Annotated in this window: 13 protein-coding genes and 1 riboswitch; of the genes, 12 read left to right on the plus strand and 1 reads right to left on the minus strand. The window is 28.1% G+C overall.

The features are described 5' to 3' along the window. Positions 1-260: 260 nt before the first annotated feature. The 10 genes from LLF98_RS04410 (at position 261) to LLF98_RS04455 (ending at position 13,118) form a co-directional block, all read left to right on the plus strand. Positions 261-2,015: an amidohydrolase gene (locus tag LLF98_RS04410; protein WP_291701248.1), complete on the plus strand. Its 1,755-nt coding sequence runs from the start codon at positions 261-263 to the stop codon at positions 2,013-2,015. 244 nt (positions 2,016-2,259) lie between these two features. Next, positions 2,260-3,549, plus strand: a complete 1,290-nt coding sequence (locus LLF98_RS04415) for an O-acetylhomoserine aminocarboxypropyltransferase/cysteine synthase family protein (protein WP_291701250.1) — start codon at positions 2,260-2,262, stop codon at positions 3,547-3,549. A 477-nt stretch (positions 3,550-4,026) separates the two neighbouring features. Beyond that, positions 4,027-5,802: a M3 family oligoendopeptidase gene (locus LLF98_RS04420; protein ID WP_291701252.1), complete on the plus strand. Its 1,776-nt coding sequence runs from the start codon at positions 4,027-4,029 to the stop codon at positions 5,800-5,802. A gap of 18 nt (positions 5,803-5,820) precedes the next feature. After that, positions 5,821-5,979, plus strand: a complete 159-nt coding sequence (locus tag LLF98_RS04425; RefSeq protein ID WP_291701254.1) for a hypothetical protein — start codon at positions 5,821-5,823, stop codon at positions 5,977-5,979. A gap of 181 nt (positions 5,980-6,160) precedes the next feature. After that, a complete protein-coding gene (trxA, locus tag LLF98_RS04430; protein ID WP_291701256.1) occupies positions 6,161-6,469 on the plus strand; it encodes a thioredoxin in 309 nt (102 codons plus the stop codon). 297 nt (positions 6,470-6,766) lie between these two features. Beyond that, the gene (locus LLF98_RS04435; protein WP_291701258.1) at positions 6,767-7,633 is read left to right on the plus strand and encodes an NAD(P)/FAD-dependent oxidoreductase; all 867 of its coding nucleotides are present in this window, start codon (positions 6,767-6,769) and stop codon (positions 7,631-7,633) included. A 200-nt stretch (positions 7,634-7,833) separates the two neighbouring features. Next, entirely contained in the window at positions 7,834-8,265 is a 432-nt protein-coding gene (locus tag LLF98_RS04440) for a MarR family transcriptional regulator (RefSeq protein ID WP_291701260.1), read from the plus strand. Positions 8,266-8,322: 57 nt separating this feature from the next. Beyond that, the gene (locus LLF98_RS04445) at positions 8,323-9,003 is read left to right on the plus strand and encodes a Crp/Fnr family transcriptional regulator (protein ID WP_291701262.1); all 681 of its coding nucleotides are present in this window, start codon (positions 8,323-8,325) and stop codon (positions 9,001-9,003) included. Positions 9,004-9,268: 265 nt separating this feature from the next. Further along, complete coding sequence (hcp, locus tag LLF98_RS04450; RefSeq protein WP_291701264.1) at positions 9,269-10,906, plus strand: hydroxylamine reductase; 1,638 nt, start codon at positions 9,269-9,271, stop codon at positions 10,904-10,906. 373 nt (positions 10,907-11,279) lie between these two features. Next, the gene (locus LLF98_RS04455; protein WP_291701266.1) at positions 11,280-13,118 is read left to right on the plus strand and encodes an APC family permease; all 1,839 of its coding nucleotides are present in this window, start codon (positions 11,280-11,282) and stop codon (positions 13,116-13,118) included. A 106-nt stretch (positions 13,119-13,224) separates the two neighbouring features. On the opposite strand, the gene LLF98_RS04460 is transcribed toward LLF98_RS04455, so the two are convergent. Further along, entirely contained in the window at positions 13,225-14,655 is a 1,431-nt protein-coding gene (locus LLF98_RS04460) for an amino acid permease (RefSeq protein ID WP_291701268.1), read from the minus strand. A 438-nt stretch (positions 14,656-15,093) separates the two neighbouring features. Then, positions 15,094-15,268: riboswitch (Lysine riboswitch) on the minus strand. Positions 15,269-15,838: 570 nt separating this feature from the next. On the opposite strand from LLF98_RS04460, the gene LLF98_RS04465 reads away from it, so the two are divergent. Both LLF98_RS04465 and LLF98_RS04470 read left to right on the plus strand, forming a co-directional pair. Then, positions 15,839-15,994, plus strand: a complete 156-nt coding sequence (locus LLF98_RS04465; RefSeq protein WP_291701270.1) for a zinc-ribbon domain-containing protein — start codon at positions 15,839-15,841, stop codon at positions 15,992-15,994. Between the two features lie 510 nt (positions 15,995-16,504). Then, positions 16,505-18,328, plus strand: a complete 1,824-nt coding sequence (locus LLF98_RS04470; protein WP_291701271.1) for an LTA synthase family protein — start codon at positions 16,505-16,507, stop codon at positions 18,326-18,328. Positions 18,329-18,568: the final 240 nt, after the last annotated feature.

Raw genomic sequence — 18,568 nt, forward strand, 5'->3', positions numbered from 1 at the left:
TTGCTTTATTTTGTGCGCCCTTTTTTAGCTAATAAAACCATTGGAATTGTATAAAAGCAACTTTTCCATCAATTAATGATGTTTTTGCAATTTCTAATCAATTTTTATTCAGTTTTATAAATGAGTTTCGCAATTACCTAAGATATAGTAAAAATTTTTATTAACTATATCTATTCAAGGGTTTTCATAAATTTAAGTCTTATGAATATAATAAAGTAGACTTGGAATTTATTGTAAAATAAGAGGGGGGGGGTAACTTAATGATGAAGTTAAATAAAAATTCTTCTGATAATACTGATAAGATTTTTGTTAATGGAGTTATATATAGTATTAACGGCAAGTGTAGTGTGTATGAATCAATGGCTATTAAAGATGGAAGCATAATGGCTTTAGGAAGTAATGAAGAAGTAAGTAACTATGCTACTGATAAAACAGAAATAGTTGATTTGAAATTTAGAATAGTGTTACCAGGATTTATTGATGCTCATTGTCATATATCAGAAAGAATGATGATAAAAAAGGATGGACTATCTTTATATGATGCAAGTAATCCTTGGCAATATCTAAAATTAATTCAAAGCTATGTTGATTCTCATCCAGAAGAAAAGATAATTTATGGCGTAGGGTGGAAAAGTTCTAATTTTGAAGGAGCAGAGAATGATTCTAATAGATATACGGAAGTGTTTAAGGGACCTCATAAGAAGTGGCTTGAGAAGATAAAAACTGATAAGCCAATAGTATTAAAGGATTGTGATAGTCATGCCTTATGGTTAAATAATGAAGCATTTGAGTATTTTAAAATAACTAAACATACTAAAGTTCCGGTTGGAGGTAAAATCGAATTAGATGAACAAGGAGAACTATGGGGTACATTAAAAGAAAATGCTACAAGATTAGTTAACATAGATAATGCTAAGAATTACAAAGATAAAGAATACTTAAGTAGATTTATAAAGCATCAAAATATATTGCATTCATATGGAATAACAACAATAGGTCTAATTGGTGAGGAAAAATTAGAAATGCCATTGGAGCTTTATAGAAGACTTGAAATAACTAATAAGTTTAAATTAAGGGTAAGTTATGGGGTCACTATTATGCCATATGATGTATGCAAAAGAACTATATGTGAACAAATACATCAATTAAAAAGAAATAGAATATTGTATAAAACAGATTTATTCGATATATCAATAGCAAAGTTCTTTGCAGATGGAATTATAGAAATGGAAACAGCTTATTTGGTTAAGCCTTATGGAATCATAGACAAAAAATCTATTAAAACCAATGGAATCTTTAGGTGGGATATGCTTGAATTTAAAGAGGCAATAAAGATGGCAAACAGACTAGATTTTAATGTCTGCATTCATGCTGTAGGAGATTTGGCTTGTAAGCTTGCAATTGATGGAATAGAATACTCTGCTAATAATAATATAAGAAACAGCTATAGAAATTCATTAACTCCTATAGATTTAATATCTAAATATTATATAAGAAGAATGAAACTTCTAAATATAAATGCTATAATACAACCATTTTGGTTTTATAAGAATGTAAACTCAAGCAAAAATGAAGTGCTAGCTATAGGAGAAGAAAGAGCACATAGAGAATATCCAGTTAAATCGTTAATTGATGAAGGGATTGTTACAGCAGGATCTTCAGACCATGAAGTGCCAGAAGAACCTAATCCATTAAATGCTATAGAATGTGCGATAATACGTAATTTATATGATTTTATTCCCTCAAAATATCCTGAAAGAGTAGATATGAATGATACACGATATAGATTAAACCCTAGTGAGCGAATATCAGCACTAGAAGCTGTCAAAGCGTTTACGATAGATGCAGCTTATGTATTAGGTAAAGAAAAAGAAGTAGGGAGTCTAGAAATTGGGAAAAAAGCAGATTTCATAATATTAGATAAAAATATATTTACTACAGAACCATTAGAGATACACGATATTAATGTTGAGAGAACTTATTTTAATGGTGAGTTAGTATATTTAAATGAATAAAATTAGTGGCTGGCTAGCTGTCTGGAAAGAAAAATATTGGTTGTGTATTATTTTATGAATAAGCCTATTTAATGATAGAAATATTATTAGATGGGTTTATTTTTAAGTAAAGGAGAATAAAAAAATATGAATTTTGTTTATTGACAATTAGAAAGAATAGGAGTATTATCATATCATAGTAAATCTATCATATATATACGAATTGATAAAAATAAAAAATATAAATAAATGGGGGCAAAAAATTATGGGCAACAAAGAAAGAAATTTAAAATTTGAAACACTTCAACTTCATGTGGGGCAAGAAAAACCTGATTCAGCAACAGATGCAAGAGCAGTTGCAATTTATCAAACATCATCTTATGTATTTAAAGATTCAGCTCAAGCAGCAGGAAGATTTGGATTAACTGAAGGTGGAAATATCTACGGACGTTTAATGAATCCAACTCAAGATGCTTTTGAACAACGTATTGCAGCATTAGAAAGTGGAATAGCAGCTTTAGCAACTGCATCAGGAGCAGCAGCAATTACTTATGCTATTCAAAATATTGCACGTGCTGGTGATCATATAGTTTCAGCTAAAACTATATATGGGGGATCATATAATTTATTAGCACATACATTGCCTGATTTTGGAGTAACAACAACTTTTGTAGATGCAGATGAAGAAGGTAGTTTTGAAAATGCGATTAAAGAAAATACAAAAGCAATTTTTATTGAAACACTTGGAAATCCTAATTCTAGTCTTATAGATATTGATAAAGTTGCAGCAATTGCACATAAACATAATATTCCGTTAATTGTGGATAATACTTTTGCAACACCTTATTTACTTAGACCAATAGAACATGGAGCTGATGTTGTTGTACATTCTGCAACTAAATTTATAGGTGGACATGGTACATCAATAGGTGGTGTAATTATAGACTCAGGTAATTTTGATTGGGCAGGATCCGGAAAATTCTCTTGCTTAAGTGAACCAGATCCAAGTTATCACGGTGTAAAATTTACTGAAGCAGCAGGAAAAGCAGCTTATATAACTAGAATTCGTACAACATTACTTAGAGATACTGGAGCTTGTATAAGTCCATTTAATTCATTTTTATTCTTACAAGGATTAGAAACTCTTTCGCTTAGGGTAGAACGCCATATTGAAAACACTATAAAGGTAATAGATTTCTTAAAATCTCATCCACAAGTTGAGAGTGTTAATCATCCATCATTACCAGATAGTAAGTATAATGCGTTATACAATAAGTATTTTCCAAATGGTGCAGGTTCTATATTTACATTTGAAATTAAAGGTAATGCAGAAGATGCTAAGGCATTTATAGATAGATTAGAAATATTCTCTTTACTTGCCAATGTAGCTGATGTTAAGTCATTAGTAATTCATCCAGCAAGCACAACTCATTCACAAATGAATGAAACTGAATTATTAGAATCAGGAATCAAACCAAATACAATTCGTCTTTCTATCGGAACAGAACACATTGATGATATAATCTATGATTTATCACAAGCATTCGAGGGTTAGGCTTAAGTGTAACTTAAATAATAATAATTAATTTGAATTATATATAGACCTTCTTTAATAGATTAAAATAATAATTAACCAAACTAGAAGTTAAACAATTGTTGTAAGTGTTTAACTTCTAGTTTTATTTTTTGTTAACAAAATTTAATATTAAGAGGTTGTTTTAAAATTAATTGGTTAAATTAAAAATTTTATTTCTATTTCATAGCTTAGGCTGTTGAGGTATTGCCTCTATTTGTTGTCATAACTAAAATAATATGTGGAAAAAAAGTTATGATGTACTATAATTAATATTGGAATATAATGCATATTAAAGAAAATGTAAAGTCAGTATGATAGCCTATTTTGTTCATTTAGGAGATAAGTTCAACTAAATTCATCTGGAATATAAAATAATGAATTATAAAATAAAGAATTATAAAATAAAGGTTAAGACAAAATAGCAAAGAAAGTCAAATTATTTTAGGAGGAATTAATATGGAATTAAATTGGAGTCTAAAGGAAATATATTCAGCATTTGATACTGATGAGTTTAAGAAGGATTTAGAGAATCTCACGCAGGTTATAGAAAATATTAATATATGGGCAACCGATATTGTGAAAGATAAAGAAAATTTAGTTAAGAAGTTAGAAGAGTATATAAATAAATTTACAACAGTTACAAACTTATCTAGTAAACTTAGCATTTTTATAAACCTTAGTTTAAGTGTAAATACAAAAGATAAAGAAGCATTAAAGTATTCAGATATTTTAGAAAAGAAATTAACAAATTTAGTAGAGAGTTCAGCTAAGCTTGAAAGATATATTAGTAGTTTAGAAGAGATAGATGATATTATAAATAAATCTGAACTACTTAAAGAACACGAGTTTATATTAAAGACTATTATTGAACAAAGTAAGTATTTGCTTAGTGATAAAGAAGAAAATATAATAGCTAATATGAAAAATACGGGTTCCAATGCTTGGATTAAACTTAAAGATAATTTAATCTCCACATTAAAAGTTGAAATTGAAGAAGATAATGAAATTAAAGAAGTACCTTTAACTATAGTTTTAAATATGGCATATGATAAGGATGCTAAGTTAAGAAAGAAAGCTTATGAGGCAGAAATAGCATCGTATAAGAAAGTAGAAGAAGGAGTGGCAGCAGCACTGAATTCTATAAAAGGTGAAGTTTTAACTGTTTGTGATTTTAGAGGATATGAGTCACCTTTAGATAAGACACTTATAGATTCAAGAATGAATGAAGAATCATTAGAAGCAATGTTTTCAGCTATGAAAGAAAGTCTTCCTGTATTTAGAAAGTATTTAAGAAGAAAAGGGGAGATGCTAGGTCATAAGAATGGTTTACCATTTTATGATTTATATGCACCTGTTTGTGAAGCTGATATGAAATTTTCTTATGAAGAAGGGACTAAGTTTGTGGAAAAGAACTTTAGAACATTCAGTGATCATTTAGGAGATTTCGCTAAAAAGGCAATAAATAATAATTGGATAGATGTTAAACCGAGAGAAGGCAAAGTTGGTGGAGCTTTCTGCGAAAATATACATTTTATTGGAGAGAGCAGAATATTATTAAATTATGGAGATAATTTTGGCGATGTAGTAACACTTGCTCATGAATTAGGCCACGGTTTTCATGGAGAATGTTTAAATGATGAAACTACATTAAATTCAGATTATCCAATGCCAATAGCAGAAACAGCATCTACTTTTTGTGAAACAATAATTAAGAAGGCTGCAATAAAAGAAGCAACTAAGGATGAAGCATTAGCTATTCTTGAAACTGAAATTAGTGATTGTACTCAAGTAATTGTTGATATCTATTCCAGATTTTTATTTGAAAAGTCCTTTTTTGAAGCAAGAAAAGAAAGCTCTTTAAGTGTTGAAGAAATAAAAGAACTTATGCTAAATGCTCAAAGAGAAGCTTATGGAGATGGTTTAGATCCTAATTTTTTACACCCATATATGTGGACTTGGAAGCCTCATTACTATGATGCAGAGTATAATTATTATAATTTTCCATATGCATTTGGATTATTATTTGCAAAAGGGTTATATGCTGAATACCTTAAGAAAGGGCAAGCTTTTGCTAAAGATTATGAAAAGTTTCTTTCAATTACAGGAAAAAATAAAATAGCAGATGTAGTAAATGTTATGGGAATAGATATAAATGATAAGGAATTTTGGAAGAATTCTTTAAAGACAATTGAAGAGGATATAAAAGAATTTATTGAACTTAGTAATAGGTAAGATAAAGAATTTTATCAGATGATTAAGTTTAGTGATATTAAAGCGTTACTAACTATGTCTATTGAAATTCAAAATGGTTTGAATAATTTAGCTCAAAACTCTTTTAGGGATACTGTTATAGAGATACTTACAGAATATAAGATAAGCCTTGATGAGTTTAAAATTATAATAAAATAATAATAAGACATATTGACAATAAATATTATACAACATACAATAGCAATATAAATGAATTGAATTAAATTTAATTTTAGTAAATTTAATTAAAATATATGTATATAAATACAGAAAAAGCTTAAAATAATTAAAGAAATAAACTTTAATTATTTTAATTGTAGATAAAGTGGAGGAATGAAATATGAAAATAGTAAATAGCAATGAATTCAAAAGTGAAATAGAGAGTGGAATTACAGTTGTAGATTTCTTTGCAAACTGGTGTGGACCTTGTAAAATGTTAGCTCCAGTACTTGAAGGATTATCAAGTGATATGAAAGAAAAGGCTAAGTTCATAAAAGTTGATATAGATCAAAGTTTAGATTTAGCAAATGAATTTCAAATTTCAAGTGTACCAACAATGGTCATTTTTAAAGATGGCCAAAAAGCAGAACAACTTGTAGGGTTTTTACCAAAAGAAAAAATTCAAAAAGCAATTGAAGCTAATTTATAATATATTTTCATTAACATATAAAAACATAGTACATAGATATATTAGTGCTATGTTTTTATTATAACAATATACATTTAATACAATTTAATTTTTGTAAACATAAAATTCTTTTTGATTATGTCTAAAGTCAAATAACAAGTTGTGTATGTAGAGATTTGAATTATTAAATTATCATATATATGCATAGTAGAAAAGAATATATATGAAAATAGAAAATAATAATAAGATTTTTAAGTAAGAATTCATATTATAATATATATTTAAGTTACCTGAAATAAAATGATGGAGGATTTTAATATGAGTGAAAGATATGATATTGCAATAATAGGAAGTGGTCCTGCAGGCTTATCAGCTGCATTAAATGCAAAAATAAGAAAGAAAAACTTTATAATGTTTGGTAACAGAGAACTTACTAGCAGGCTTACAAAAGCTCATGAAATAAATAATTATTTAGGATTTTACAGAAAAAGTGGAAAAGAGTTACAAGAGGAGTTTAGCAATCACTTAAATGAAATGGATATAACAATAACAGAAGAAAAAATTAATAATATATACGCAATGGGTGATTATTTTGGCTTAATGGTAAATGAAAAAATGTATGAAGCTACTTCTGTAATATTAGCTACAGGAGTTGAATATGGAAAATTATTTGAAGGGGAAGAAAGATTGCTTGGAAAAGGTGTAGGATATTGTGCAACTTGTGATGCGCCTTTATATAAAAATAAAGTTGTTACAATAATAGCGTATAATAGACATGAAGAGGAAGAGGCTAATTTCATTGGAACCATAGCATCTAAAGTTTATTATATTCCTATGTATAAAGAAGAGGTTGAAGTAAATTCTTCTATCGAAATCATAAATGATATTCCAATTGAAATCATAGGAGAAGATACGGTGAGTAAGCTGAAACTTAAGAATTCAGAGATTGATACAGATGGTATTTTTATATTAAGAGATAGCATTTCTCCTGGACAATTGGTACCAGGACTTAAAATAGTAGATAATCATATCGAAGTAGATAGATTAATGAAAACAAATATAAATGGATGCTTTGCAGCAGGTGATGTTGTTGGAAAACCATATCAATATATAAAAGCAGCTGGAGAAGGCAACATAGCAGCATTATCAGCAGTGAGTTATGTTGATTCCATTTGTAAAAAGTAATTTATCTTTAGGCAGATGAAAGAAATAACGAGTTAAAGAACGATGTTTATTTTACCCCAGACAAGGCATGATGTTTATTTAATAGCGGACTATTAGATGAACATCACGGTGTAGTATGACGCAAAATAGACTGGTATATTGATTTGTAAGTTTCTGAAATATGCCTTGTATAAATCAGAGTGGATATAGGAGAAAAAATTATGAATAAATATGAGAGTATTAAATTAGATAATCAAGTTTGTTTTTCTTTATATGCAGCATCAAGAGAAATAATAAAATTATATAAGCCTTTTCTTGATAAGTTTAATCTTACATATACGCAGTATATTGCAATGCTTGTATTATGGGAAGATGAAAAAAGCACAGTTAAAGATATAGGTAAAAGATTGCACTTAGATTCAGGGACATTAACTCCATTATTAAAGAAGATAGAAAGCATGGGATTAATAAAAAGGTATAGAGATGTAAATGATGATAGATTGGTAATAGTTGAACTAACAGAGCATGGAAGGCTTTTAAAGGATAATGTAACAGAAGTGCCACATAAAATGGCATGTAAGATAAACATGCCAATAGAAAAAGTTATTGAATTGAAAAAAATTTTAGATGAATTATTAATAATTTTAGAATAGGAAATAGGAAATCTCAAAAAAATCCTTTGATTTATTTTAGCGGAGGAGAGACTTGGTATGAAAGAAGTAATTAATAAATTACAAGGAAATGAATTTTTTGATAACCTTAATAATGAAGAAATTGAAAAGCTAATCTCTAATATTGGATATTCAGTGAAAGCATATAAAAAGGGTGAAGTCATAGCAAATGAAGAAGATGAGTGCAATAGTTTAGGATTTGTTTTAGATGGAACAATAGAGATTCAAAGAATATATCAGAGTGGAAAACAGATTACTTTAAAGCGATTAAGTAATGGAGATGTATTTGGTGAAGCTTTAATTTTTTCAAATAGATCTAAATATGCATCGACTGTTGTAGCTTTTAGTGAATGTAGCATACTTTATATAGGCAAAGCAGACATATTGAAACTATGTACAATGGATGAAAGAGTACTAGGAAATTTTATATCTGCATTAAGTAATAAGATATTGATGTTAAATTCTAAAATAAAAAGTATAGCCTTCAAAAGTATTAAGCATAAAGTAATTAACTTTATATTAGAACAAGCAAAGATGCAAAAAAGTGAAACAATAAACTTAAAAGAAAATAAGGAAGAAATTGCATCTTCAATGGGAATTCCTAGACCATCTCTATCGAGAGAATTAATGAATCTTAGAGATTTAAATTATATTAAATTTGATAGAAATGTAATTAAGATTTTAAAAATTAAAGAATTAGAAGAAGAATTATTTAATTAATTCCAATTTCAGAGATTGTGGATAGAGTTGGTTTTAATGATACTGCATATTTTTAGAGAACGTTTAAAAACATACGGGACTGTCACTATCTAAGTATCGAAATAAATATTATTGTATAGACAAAATAATTTGTAACAGGTGTTACAGATTATTTTTTTATTTAAATGTAGAATAAGTTTGTAAGGTAATTGAAGAAAAGATATCCAGGAAATAATTGAAAAAATTTATTAAATAAAAAAATAAATGTGTGAAGGAGATTATAATTATGGATAATAAAATGTTTTGTTTTCAATGTCAAGAAGCAGCAATGTGTACAGGCTGTACTGTAAAAGGTGTTTGTGGTAAAACCCCAGACCTTGCAAAAATGCAAGACTTATTAATATATGCAACTAGAGGTTTATCAGAAGTAGCAACAAAAGCTAGAGGAGAAGGTCTAATTGTATCACAAGCTATAAATACTACAGTAACAATGAATCTTTTCACTACTATAACTAATGCTAATTTTGATAAAGAAGTATTTTATGGCAGAGTAAAAGAAACTTTAAGAATAAAAGAAGAATTACTAGCAAAATTAAGCAATAAAGAATCTTTAAGTTCAGCTGCTTTATGGAAGACTGAAAGCAGAGAAGAAATGGAAGCTAAAGCAGGGTCAGTTGGAGTATTAGCTACTGAAAATGAAGATATTAGAAGTTTAAGAGAACTTATTACTTATGGATTAAAAGGATTATCTGCATATATGAAACATGCAAATGTTTTAGGATATGAAGATGAAGCAATATGTGCTTTCATGCAAAAAGCATTATCATTAACTGCTGATAATAATGTAACAATAGATGAATATATAGGATTAACTTTAGAAATAGGAAAATTTGGTGTTGATGGAATGGCCTTATTAGATAAAGCTAATACTGATACTTATGGTAATCCAGAAATAACTAAGGTTAATATTGGAGTAGGAACAAAACCAGGAATATTAATTTCAGGTCATGATTTAAAGGATTTAGAACAATTATTAATTCAAACAGAAGGAACAGGAGTAGATGTTTATACTCACTCTGAAATGCTACCAGCTCACTATTATCCAAACTTAAAGAAGTATTCACACTTAGTTGGTAACTACGGAAATGCATGGTGGAAACAACCAGAAGAATTTGAAAGCTTTAATGGACCAATACTTATGACTACTAATTGTATAGTTCCACCAAGAGATAGTTATAAGAGTAGATTATATACTACAGGTTCATCAGGATATGAAGGATGTACTCATATTGCAGCTGATGAAAATGGAAAGAAAGATTTCTCAATAATTATTGAACAAGCTAAAAAATGTCCACAACCTACTCAAATTGAAGAAGGAGAAATCATTGGCGGATTTGCTCATAATCAAGTATTAGCACTTGCTGATAAAATAGTTGAAGCAGTAAAAACTGGAGCAATAAAGAAATTTTTTGTTATGGCAGGATGTGATGGTAGACAAAAAGCTAGATCATACTACACAGATTTTGCTAAAGCTCTTCCAAAGAATGCTGTTATATTAACGGCTGGTTGTGCAAAATATAAATACAACAAATTAGAATTAGGAGATATCGGTGGAATTCCTAGAGTTTTAGATGCAGGACAATGTAATGATTCTTATTCATTAGCAGTAATTGCATTAAAACTTAAAGAGGTATTTAAACTTGATGATATAAATGAATTACCAATAGCATTTAATATTGCATGGTACGAACAAAAAGCAGTAATAGTTCTTTTATCTTTATTACACTTAGGAATAAAGAATATTCACTTAGGACCAACACTTCCAGCATTCCTTTCACCAAATGTAGTTAATATTTTAGTAGAAAACTTTGGCATTGGTGGAATAACAAATGTTGAAGATGATATTGAAATGTTCCTAAATTAATAATAAAAGCATAAATAAGGCATCAAACATTATAGCTGGGTCTAGTTATAACTTATTAGAAGGCTTGCCAATAAAACCTTTAAGTATTATTTAAATTTTAAATATGCCTAAAGGTTTTATCTATTTTTTGGAAAATGTTTAAAAATAAGGTCAATCTGATATACTAATTATAATAAAGAAAAATGTCGAAGAATAAATCTTTGTGAAAACGTATTAATGACAAATAATGATATTTACAATAGATATTAATGAATATATAATATCTATTGTTATAATGACATATAATAAAAGGTAATTATAAACCTTTAATACAATTGTTATATAATGATTTAATAATATGTAGTTAGTCTTAAAATAATATGGAGGAATAAATATGTTTAAAAAAATTCAATCACTATTGATTGGAAGAGCTCTTAAGACAACAGAATTAGCAGAAGAAAAATTTAGTGTTCTTTGGGGATTACCTATATTATCAAGTGATGCTATTTCATCAGTAGCTTATGCTAGTGAAGAAATATTATTGGTTCTTATACCAGTGCTAGGAATGCGTGCATATGGATCAATGGTAGAAATAGTAATATCAATTACACTATTGTTAGGTATTATAATATTTTCATACAGACAAATAATTGATAATTTTCCACATGGAGGAGGATCATATATTGTTGCAAGTCAAAATATAGGAAAGTTACCAGGATTAGTAGCTGCATCATCGTTAATAATAGACTATTTATTAACAGTTGCAGTTAGTACTTGTGCTGGGGCAGCTGCAATAACATCTGCATTTCCAGCATTATTGCCATACCAAGCGATAATAGCCATTTTTGTAATAGGATTAATAACATTAGGAAATCTAAGGGGAATAAGAGATTCATCTAAATTATTTGGAATTCCAACATATTTATTTATTTTATCAATAATAATAATGATAGGAACAGGAATATTTAAAGTATTAGTGTTAAAGGAAACTCCAGTGCCAGTATACACTATAAAAGAAGCTACAGGTGATTTAACTTTATTACTATTTTTAAAGGCTTTCTCTTCTGGGTGTACGGCACTAACTGGTATTGAGGCGGTAAGTGATGGAATACCAAACTTCAAAGCTCCAGCTCAAAAAAATGCAAAAATAGTATTAGGTACATTGGCTTGTATTGTTTTTACAATATTTGGAGGTATATCATACCTTTCTACAATGTATAAAGCAGTGCCAGGTGAAGATGTTACAGTAATAGCGCAAATAGCAATGCAAATTTTTGGACAAAATAGTTTTATGTTCTTTATTATACAAGCTACAACAGCTATTATTCTTACTCTTGCAGCTAATACTGCATTTTCAGATTTACCTTTATTATTATCAATATTGGCTAAGGATGGATATGTTCCAAGACAACTTGGTAATAGAGGAACAAGATTAAGTTTTTCTAATGGTATAGTATTATTATTTTTAGTATCTTCACTTTTAGTTTACATAGCTGATGGTAGTACACATATGCTTCTATCATTATATGCAGTGGGAGTTTTTATATCATTTACATTATCACAATTTGGAATGTTTAAAAAATGGATAAAAGGTAAGGAAGGTAGATGGAGACATAAAGCTTTTATAAATGGCTTAGGGGCAATTGTTACAGCAGTAACATGTATAATTATAGGAGTAGAAAAATTTACACATGGAGCATGGATTGTGTTTATATGTATACCAATACTTGTAACAGGAATGTTAAGAGTGAGAAGACATTATACTAAAGTAAGAGAAAATTTGAAAATTGAAACAGGATTAGAAAATTTAATTGTAAGAGAAGCTATAACTAAGCATGTTATTGTTCCAGTACAAACAATAAACAAATCATTCATAAAAAGCTTAAATTATGCTTTAACAATTGGAGATAATATAGAAGTTTATCATGTAAGTACAGATGATGAAGTAACAAAAAAAATGATAGAAAAATTTGATAAATTAGGAATAAATGTACAACTAGTAATAGAAAATGCACCATATAGAAATATTAGTGATAAATTACTTGCTTATGTAGAAGAAAAACATAAAAATTTGAAAACCCATGAAGTAATTACAATAGTAATGCCTCAATTTATTATACATAAATGGTGGCATCAAGCTCTTCACAATCAAACATCTATATTTTTAAGAAGATCTATATTGAAAATGAGAAATGTAATAATTATAACTGTCCCTTATATAATTAATGAATAATTTATAGAAAAATAGCTGAAAAGAAGAGTATCCTCAAACGATTAGAAAATCATTTTGGGATACTCTTCTTTTAATTACCTAAAAAATATGTTTTTTAGGTAATTTTCTATATATCATTTTCAGAAAAATTTAAATCAACTTTATCCAAAGGAATAACTTTAGTTTTATGCTTGATTTTATACCATATATACAAGACAACAAAGAGTGGAATTCCTATATAGGAAGCAATTAATCCTTGCCAATCAATTCCCTCTGGTTTTATACATGAGTATCCTTGACCAAGAATTATAATTATGCACATTAATAATGCTAATATAGGTCCAAAGGGATATAATATAGCTTTGTATTTTAAATCTTTTAAATTTTTACCTTGGTAAGTAAATGCTTTTCTAAATCTATAGTGACATAGTGCTATACCTACCCAAGCTATAAATCCAGCAAGACCAGATGCAGCAACTAGCCAAACATAAACTGTACTTTCTGCAAACATACCAGTTAAAAAGCAAGCTGAAGCAATTATAGTAGTTGCAATTACAGCATTTACAGGTACACCTCTTTTATTAGTCTTAGCAAATATTTTAGGAGCCATCCCTTCTTTAGCCATTGAAAATAACATTCTGCTTGATGCATACATACCAGAGTTACCAGCAGATAATACAGAAGTTAATATAATTGCATTCATCAATGAAGCAGCTCCTGCGATTCCAGCTCTTTCAAATACCATGGTAAATGGACTTGTTGAAACTCCGGCTTCTGTAAATGGTATTATAGCCCCTAAGATAATTATTGTACCTAAGTAAAATATCATTATTCTCCAAAATATTGACTTTATAGCTTTGGGTATAGTTTTTTCAGGATTTTCGCTTTCGCCAGCAGCAACTCCTATAAGCTCAGTTCCTTGAAATGAGAAACCTGCAATTAAGAATATAGCAAATATAGACTTAATACCTCCATTAAATGGTCCACCATCTACAGTGTAGTTGTGAAATCCTATTGTATCTCCACCCATTATACCTAAAATTATTAAAATACCAATTATTAAAAATACAATAACTGTAACTACTTTAATCCCAGCAAACCAGTATTCTGATTCACCGTAGGCTTTTGATGATAAAATATTTAATCCTACTATTATTGCTAAAAATAATATACTCCAGAAGAATCCACTTATATTAGGAAACCAATACTTCATAATTAAAGATCCTGCAACCATTTCAGCAGCTATTGTTATAGCCCAGTTATACCAATAGTTCCAGCCAAGAGCAAATCCAAGTGCTGGATCAATAAATTTATTAGCATATGTGCTGAATGAACCGGATATTGGCATATAAGTTGCCATTTCACCCAAACTAGTTATTAAAAAATACACCATAATACCTACTAATCCATAAGCTACTAATGCACCTCCAGGTCCAGCTTGATTTAAGGTATCTCCCATTGCAAGAAATATGCCTGTACCAATGGAACCACCTAAAGCTATCATGTTTAAGTGCCTTGCTTTTAAACCTCTTTTTAATTCGTTTTTTTCTTCAATCATTTTATTTATCCTCCTTATGGTTTTAAAATTCCATAAGGCACATAAAAGAAAATAATAGGACAAAGATGCAAAGTATATTTGGTGTCAGATAAGGTGGTAAGATTTATTCATAGTGGCCATTAGCGGAACTTACCGATGAAATATGACACCAACTAGACAAGCATACTGGTCTAGTATTTTTTTAATTGTGCCTGAGTAACTAACTAAGATAATATAAAGTGAAACTTGATTCAAATATGGCTTGTCTACATTTGAATCTTAGCTGAACTTATCCAGGAGCTTAAGTACACCTGTAACCAACATAAATAGTTTGATGTATTAGTGGTACTAAGCTATGGGATAAAGATTTGAACAATAAAAAAATGCCATGAAAGCTTATTCATGACATAAATACGAAAACTCATATTTAAATAAATATAAGAAATGCCGTATATTTTCATTGAAAATAGCTCTCCACAAAATAATTTGTAACAGTCTTATGCATATTTTACATAAGCCCAGTAAACAGCATCAAAGTAATTAGCTATTTACTTCGGCGAAGGTTCTATTCATATTACTTCATTGAGCTTACCTCCATAATATTACTCTTAAGTTTCGCACCTCTATCTAAGTTATCTACTTGTTATTTTATACATAATTATGTAATGAAATTAGAAATAAGTCAATGCAAAATATAAGAATTTCTATGAAATATTATATTTTCGTAACCTCATGTGGTATATATATGTAAATAGGTATTGTAGATGCATATAGTTATAGTAGAGATAATTATATGCATAAATTGAAATTTGTGATTATTTTAAAGATAATCTTAATGAATTAGATGGAAAGATAGAAAAGGATGAATATGGGTTTTAAAAATTATATGATGATGTAAAAGAAGAAGGAATTGATGCTATGAAAAATTTAGGCGGAATTTATCCATGTTTGTAAGGGTTTTATCCTAATCCTAAACCATATATATTCGTGTTGTAAAGTTACTGATTTCAGGATATGAAGTGCAATTTAAACAAGATATATGAAAGATATGATAATATATAAAATAAAAATGTTGATATTTAAAAGAAAAGCTGTTATAATAAATATTACAATAAAAAAAGGTTTTTAATAGAGATGTACATTTCTCCTTTTAGAGAATTATATGAATCGATATTAATCTTTAATTTAAAAGGAGGAATTTAATATGGAAGATAAAACTTTAGTATGTAAAGATTGTGGAAATGAATTTGTTTTCACAACTGGAGAACAAGAATTCTACAAAGAAAAAGGATTCGATAATGAACCAGTAAGATGTTCAGATTGCAGAAGAGCTAGAAAACAACAAAATAACAGAAGATAGTTTTGATTATTTTAAGAGTTATAAGATTTTCTTATAACTCTTTTTTAGCCTGTATGATCTAAAAATATTAGAACATATAAAGAATATGTGAAAGAAATGATAAGTAGTTATAACCTTTAGATTTTATAGTTAATAAATTTTTTCTATAGAGATTGTAATAAGGTGTGGGTTCTTAGTAGTTAATCCTTAAAAGCTACTTTCCAAAGCAATAATAATTAAGAGTATTTTATAAGTATTATTAATAAGTTTTAGCCTAAAGTAGAAAAACAGATTTTAAGCAAATTTCTACTTTAGGTTTTTTATATTAATTTTAGAGTACAGTGTCTTAAATCAGCTTCATTTTAAATTTTTATATAAAGCACAAAGATTAAAGATCCAAGAAAAAAATAACAATACAACATTGCCCTAAAATAATGTGTTTTAGCCAAGAGAAAATCCTCTTGGTTAAAACCAAAGTTTGAGTTACAATATAGGAAGGCAAGAAAAATAAAGAATTAATGGAGAACAAAAATGAAAAAAAGGTTAAAAAATAGTATTCAAAGAAATTGGTTATTTGTATTTATGGTGGTGATGCTTCAATTTAAATCAATGATATTACTATCTATGCTTAGAACACCGAACTCATCAAGTATAAACTTAGGTAGTATTTATTTTGGAACTCCTGCAAAATGGGCACATGTAGCTATAATAATATTAATAGTTAGTCCTATATTTTTCTTTAAAGAAAAGGGGCAGTTAAGAGCTTCTCTAATTATAGATATTTTAGTTACAATTATTTTTGTAGCAGACATATGGTATTATCGTGCTAATGGAACTTTTTTATCTATTAGACATTTAGCACATAATGAAATATTTAATCCAATAGGCAAAAATTTATTTAATTTTAGAGTAGCAGATTTAGTATTTTTTATTGATTTTATTATGCTTTTTTTAATTTATAAATTTATTAAGATAAAAGAAGAAAAAAGTGAAAAAAAATTATTTTTAAGATCATTAAAGGCTATATCAATATTTTTAGTAAGTGCATTTGCCATAGGCATAGGTCATTACTATATAGATATTAAACAAATGGTATCAGGACAAAATTTATTTAGAGTATCTTGGGCGCCATTTCAAACTTTTAGTGATATGAGTCCTTTAGGATATCATGGATTTGATTTAAATTTTTATAAAGATAAAAATAAAACGTTAACCTCTGATGAAGTAACTGATATAGAAAACTGGCTTAATGATAATAAAGAAAATCTCCCAGATAATAAGTACAAGGGTATGCTTAAGGGAAAAAATCTAATTGCTATACAAATTGAATCTTTGGAAAATTTTGTTATAAAACAAAAAGTCTATGGACAAGAAATAACACCTAATTTAAATAAATTATTATCCAAAAGTTTATATTTTGATAATATATATGAACAAAATAATTCTGGTACAAGCTCAGATGCAGATTTACTGGTAAATACATCTATATTTCCAATAAGAAAAGATACAACTGTTTTTTCTTATCCTTGGGACAAATATAATTCGTTGCAACACTTATTAAATGGTAAAGGATATACTACTATTTCTACTCATGCAGAACTACCAGGTAGTTGGAATTGGGCAGAGTTTCATAAATCTTTTGAGGCTGATAAAATATTGGACATAGGAATGTATAATCAAGATGAAATAATAGGCTTAGGATTATCTGATGAATCTTATTTGAAACAGGTAGCAGGAAAATTAAAAAATGAAAATGAGCCTTTTTATGCATTTATGACTACATTAACTAGTCATGGACCTTTTGAAATGCCAGAGAATAAGAAATATTTAAATTTACCAAAAGAACTTGATGAAAATATGCTAGGTGGATATTTTCAAAGTGTAAGATATACTGATGAAGCTATAGGAAAGTTCTTAGAAGAATTAGAAAAAAATAATCAATTAGATAATACTGTTATTATGCTTTATGGAGATCATTGTGGTGTTCATAAATTTTATGAAGATGATATAAAAAATTCTCCTTTAGAAGGAGATTGGTGGAAAGATAATCATAAAAAAATACCATATATAATATACTCTAAAGACTTACAGCCAGAAGTAATATCTAAAGCAGGTGGTCAGTCAGATTTCTTGCCAACAATATCTTATTTACTTGGAATGGATAGAAGTGAATTTGACAATAGTTCTATGGGAAGAGTATTAGTAAATACAGAAAGAGATGCTGCTATTTTAAATTCTGGTGACATTATGGGTACTCCAAAAGATGAAAAGGAACTTAACCATTTAAAAGATACATTTGAGATTGCTGATTCTATCATTGAAAAAAATTATTTTAGAAATCATAAACAGCCATAAGGTTGAAAAAATTACTAAGAATAAATTTTAAAACAATAGAAATATCAGATTTTAGTGTTTTGGTATGATCTTTATGGAAATAAATATTATGGTATGATTTTAGGGGCTGTTGCAAAACTAACATAGTTAGTTTTGTAGCGGCTCATTTTTTTAGATATAAAAAATGTGAATTCCAAAGAACTCACATTCATTGTATAATTTACTTATGCTAAAAACCAAATTACACACTAAAGATTATAC

The organism is Clostridium sp., from assembly GCF_021372645.1.
Classification (GTDB): Bacteria; Bacillota; Clostridia; order Clostridiales; family Clostridiaceae; genus Clostridium.

Excerpts from the sequence above, each read along its gene's own strand:
- LLF98_RS04410 (WP_291701248.1), top strand. The coding sequence starts at position 261 with ATGATGAAGTTAAATAAAAATTCTTCTGATAATACTGATAAGATTTTT.
- LLF98_RS04415 (WP_291701250.1), top strand. The coding sequence starts at position 2,260 with ATGGGCAACAAAGAAAGAAATTTAAAATTTGAAACACTTCAACTTCAT.
- LLF98_RS04420 (WP_291701252.1), top strand. The coding sequence starts at position 4,027 with ATGGAATTAAATTGGAGTCTAAAGGAAATATATTCAGCATTTGATACT.
- LLF98_RS04425 (WP_291701254.1), top strand. The coding sequence starts at position 5,821 with ATGATTAAGTTTAGTGATATTAAAGCGTTACTAACTATGTCTATTGAA.
- trxA (WP_291701256.1), top strand. The coding sequence starts at position 6,161 with ATGAAAATAGTAAATAGCAATGAATTCAAAAGTGAAATAGAGAGTGGA.
- LLF98_RS04435 (WP_291701258.1), top strand. The coding sequence starts at position 6,767 with ATGAGTGAAAGATATGATATTGCAATAATAGGAAGTGGTCCTGCAGGC.
- LLF98_RS04440 (WP_291701260.1), top strand. The coding sequence starts at position 7,834 with ATGAATAAATATGAGAGTATTAAATTAGATAATCAAGTTTGTTTTTCT.
- LLF98_RS04445 (WP_291701262.1), top strand. The coding sequence starts at position 8,323 with ATGAAAGAAGTAATTAATAAATTACAAGGAAATGAATTTTTTGATAAC.
- hcp (WP_291701264.1), top strand. The coding sequence starts at position 9,269 with ATGGATAATAAAATGTTTTGTTTTCAATGTCAAGAAGCAGCAATGTGT.
- LLF98_RS04455 (WP_291701266.1), top strand. The coding sequence starts at position 11,280 with ATGTTTAAAAAAATTCAATCACTATTGATTGGAAGAGCTCTTAAGACA.
- LLF98_RS04460 (WP_291701268.1), bottom strand. The coding sequence starts at position 14,655 with ATGATTGAAGAAAAAAACGAATTAAAAAGAGGTTTAAAAGCAAGGCAC.
- LLF98_RS04465 (WP_291701270.1), top strand. The coding sequence starts at position 15,839 with ATGGAAGATAAAACTTTAGTATGTAAAGATTGTGGAAATGAATTTGTT.
- LLF98_RS04470 (WP_291701271.1), top strand. The coding sequence starts at position 16,505 with ATGAAAAAAAGGTTAAAAAATAGTATTCAAAGAAATTGGTTATTTGTA.